Source organism: Roseofilum acuticapitatum BLCC-M154, from assembly GCF_030068475.1.
In the GTDB taxonomy this organism is placed as follows: domain Bacteria; phylum Cyanobacteriota; class Cyanobacteriia; order Cyanobacteriales; family Desertifilaceae; genus Roseofilum; species Roseofilum acuticapitatum.
The window spans coordinates 1-3,582 of record NZ_JAQOSP010000007.1; the positions used below are offsets into that span (position 1 = coordinate 1).

At 47.1% G+C, this 3,582-nt stretch carries 3 protein-coding genes; 2 read left to right on the plus strand and 1 reads right to left on the minus strand.

Features of this window, described 5'->3' with window-relative positions; translation table 11 throughout:
- Positions 1 to 161 precede the first annotated feature (161 nt).
- Positions 162 to 1,226 carry a hydrogenase expression/formation protein HypE gene (hypE, locus tag PMG71_RS02205; protein ID WP_347179180.1) on the minus strand — a complete coding sequence of 355 codons (1,065 nt, stop codon included), beginning with the start codon at positions 1,224 to 1,226 and terminating at the stop codon, positions 162 to 164.
- 163 nt (positions 1,227 to 1,389) lie between these two features.
- Here hypE and PMG71_RS02210 point away from each other — a divergent pair, with 163 nt between their 5' ends.
- Positions 1,390 to 1,722: a hypothetical protein gene (locus tag PMG71_RS02210; protein WP_283752007.1), complete on the plus strand. Its 333-nt coding sequence runs from the start codon at positions 1,390 to 1,392 to the stop codon at positions 1,720 to 1,722.
- A gap of 179 nt (positions 1,723 to 1,901) precedes the next feature.
- Complete coding sequence (locus PMG71_RS02215; protein ID WP_283752008.1) at positions 1,902 to 3,422, plus strand: tetratricopeptide repeat protein; 1,521 nt, start codon at positions 1,902 to 1,904, stop codon at positions 3,420 to 3,422.
- Positions 3,423 to 3,582 lie beyond the last annotated feature (160 nt).

The window sequence follows — 3,582 nt, forward strand, 5'->3', positions numbered from 1 at the left end:
AGATGCCCGCACTCCTCGAATTCTTTGATCTGACTGGAGTGGGAGCATCTTGCTCCCTGGATTTTTAATTAGGGTATTTCCGCTTCGCGGACATGAATAAGCGGACTTGATATTAGCCCATGAAAACCACTAGGCGATCGCAGATTTCCGGCTACCTCAAATCAACAAATACGTGGTAACTGTTCCCCACTCAACCAATCGAGAATCCGACTAGCCCCAATCTGACTTTTAAGACTCACTAAACCTGAAGAGTCAGAGATGGCTTTCTCTCCCACTGTCCCAATCACCGATGGAGTCATTTCTGCTTCTGAGGTTTCTTTTAAGACCGATAGGGCTAAGTCCACATCTGACTGGGGAATAAAGGCGACAAATCGTCCTTCGTTGGCAACATAGAGGGGATCGAAACCGAGAATTTCACAGGCTCCGCGCACATCTTCCTGCACGGGAATTAAGGATTCATCGATGTGCAAATTTAAGCTGGAACTGAGGGCAATTTCGTTTAAGGTGCTGGCTAATCCTCCCCTGGTTAAATCCCGCAAACAGTGGAGGTTAACCCCGGCTTCGAGTAGGGCTAGGACTTGGTGGGAAACTGGGGCTGAGTCGCTCTTGATGGTGGTTTCAAATTCTAAGCCTTCGCGCACGGCCATGATGGCAATGCCATGTCGGCCTAAATCTCCATTGATAATGATGGCATCTTGCGATCGCACCTGTTGGGGAGAAATGGGAGTAGGTGAGACGATTTCTCCTACTCCAGAGGTATTAATAAACATACCATCCCCTTTACCCCGGTCTACAACTTTGGTATCGCCGGTAATGATCTGTACTCCGGCTCTCTGGGCAGCCCCTTGCATGGATTGGACAATCTGCCAGAGAGTTTCCATGGATAGGCCTTCTTCTAAGATGAATCCTGCACTCAGATATAGGGGTTTGGCTCCTGCCATGGCTAAATCATTGACTGTTCCATAAACCGCCATGGAGCCAATATCCCCCCCTGGAAAGATCAGGGGATTGACGACATAGGAGTCTGTCGTTAAGGCTAGGCGATCGCCTGGGACTGCAAATACACTGGCATCATGGGAAACTTCAGCACGGCCAAAAATCGGTAAAAACATCTGCTCAATGAGCTGATGCATGAGCTTACCGCCCCCACCATGAGCTAACAGTACCTGGGGATAGTTTTGTAGGGGAATGGGACAAGAGAGGGAAAAATCAGACGAAGAAGCCATATTCATAGGCGATCGGTGTGAAACAGTCTGGAACTGGGGCTAAGGTTTAAGTGGGCTGGCGATCGAAAGGTTCCAATATGGAGTGCTTTTAAACTATGGTCAAATTGCTTTGTCTAATGTACACTGAAATAGTATAGGTAATAACAAGCAGGGGGTACAATGAGTGACTCAGACCATCAAAAACCGTACTGCTGCTGTTATACCACTGACGGAATCGATTAACGTCCGTACAACTGTTTCTCCAGAACATATTCCTGCATTAAGAGCTGGGTTTTCCCTTTATCCTTCTAATCCCCGATGGAATATTTTTAAATTTCGGGCTTGGCGGTTAGGACGACAATGGCGCTATGCCCTGCAAGCTGGAGAAATGGAGGTTTGTCCAACCAACCGTCTGTTGGTTACAGCAGATCCAAATAAGCAACCAGAAGAAGAATCTTCAGACAGGCGATTCTCGCCAGAGAACATCATTGTTAGCCTAAATCCTGTCTCCTGTTAATTTCTATCTGGACAACTGAATCTGGGGCACTTTTATCCTGTGCCCCCCTACCCTGAAATAGGGTTGGAAAAGACGGGAAAAAAGTTTTTAACTTGTCAACGCCCCCCTAATCTCTCAAGCCAATTCCAAAAACTGCTAATCTAGCATAGAAGCTAAATGTGCAACAGGATGGGGCAATCATGAGGCAGCTTTGGCAATGGTTTAAGAGTTTCCTGGGGCAAATCTTTAATCCTGGAGACAAAATTTTAACCGGGAGTACCCCCCAGGGGAGTTCTTCGCAATCCAATCCGCATCAGACGTTATCAGAGGCAGTGCCTGTGCCTCTGAGTGATGCTGACTATGAGTTTTTGTTTTCCCAGTTGATGGAAGGGGTTAACCAGGGATGGCAAGTGGAGAGGGTGGCGCTCTTTTTTGAAAAATTAGGCGATCGCACGAACTCGGATCAGTGGCTAGAGTGGTTAAGAGCCTATCGCGCTCGATTATTGGGAACGCGATCGCCCCAAACTCAGCACGCGAATCAGATGATGAAAGTTGGGGAAATGATGCGATCGCTCCCTAAATGGCGATCGGTAGGAGAAGCGACTTATGAAATTGGACTGCAACTGCGCTTACGTTCCCAAGGTAGTTCTTTATGGGAATACATGAGTCCGAGTCTAACTGCCAATGCTGCTCCGACACCATCAGAAAGCTCCCCGTCTCCACCTCCAGCTTCAGAGACTCTTTCTACTCCCATTTCTTCTGAACCTCCACAAGAAAAAGTGGATGAAATGGATACGGTTGATGTGCAATCAAGCGATTCTAAGAGTAGTCCCCTGTTTTACCCAGAAATGGTGACTGATTTATGGGATGAGTCCCCAGAAACTCCGGAAGCCTTGAGCAATGGGCAATTGGTGAGTGAAACAACGGTTGAAGTCCCAGCAGTGGAGAAGGAGATAGAACCGGCACAATCTGAACTGGTGAGTGATTCTCAACCTGAATCGGCTACTTCCCCAGAAGAGTATATTCGGCAACAACCGGTGATTAACTTAGCCTACAGTGCCGATGGAAAACAGTGGACAGAAACGGTTAGCCTAAATGAATTGCTGGAAAAATTAACCAAAATGCCCAATTTAACCGCCCAATTTTCGCAGCAAGTGGGCATCAATAGCCAAAATCCTGAAGAAATTGTGGAAGCCATTTATCAGCAACTTTATAAAATTTATCAAGAACATCAAGGGAATAACACCGTTGATGAAGCTATCCTCTTATTGAATGAAGGAATGCAACAAGCGAAAGCAGGACGGTATGCGGATGCGATCGCAACTTGGGATCGCGCCCTAAGTCAGCAACCGGGACTTTATAAAGCTTGGTTAAATCGGGGTAATGCTTTACTGATATTGGGGCAACCCCAAGCGGCGATCGAGTCCTATGATAAAGCGCTAGAGCTGCAACCGGAACTGTATGAGGCTTGGGGAAATAAAGGCGTTGCTCTCCTGAATTTAGGGAAATGTGAAGAGGCGATCGCATCTTTCGATCGAGCCATTGAATTCAAATCCGATTATCATCAAGCTTGGGATAATCGCGGGTTAGCCTTGCGACAACTGGGGCAAATTAAAGAGGCGATCGCATCTTTTGATCGAGCCATTGCCATTAACCCAGATGATACATCTGCTCTAAAACATCGAGTAGATACTCTGAAACTGCGAGGATCGCAAGAATAAGCCGGATTCCTAGGGAGTCATATCAAGTCCGATTGTTCATGTCCGCGAAGCGGAAATACCATGATTAAAAACTTAGGGAGCGAGACGCTCCCACTCCAGCAATATCAAGGGATTAGAGGAGTGCGGGCATCTTGCCCCCTTCTTCACCCTTTATCCGGAC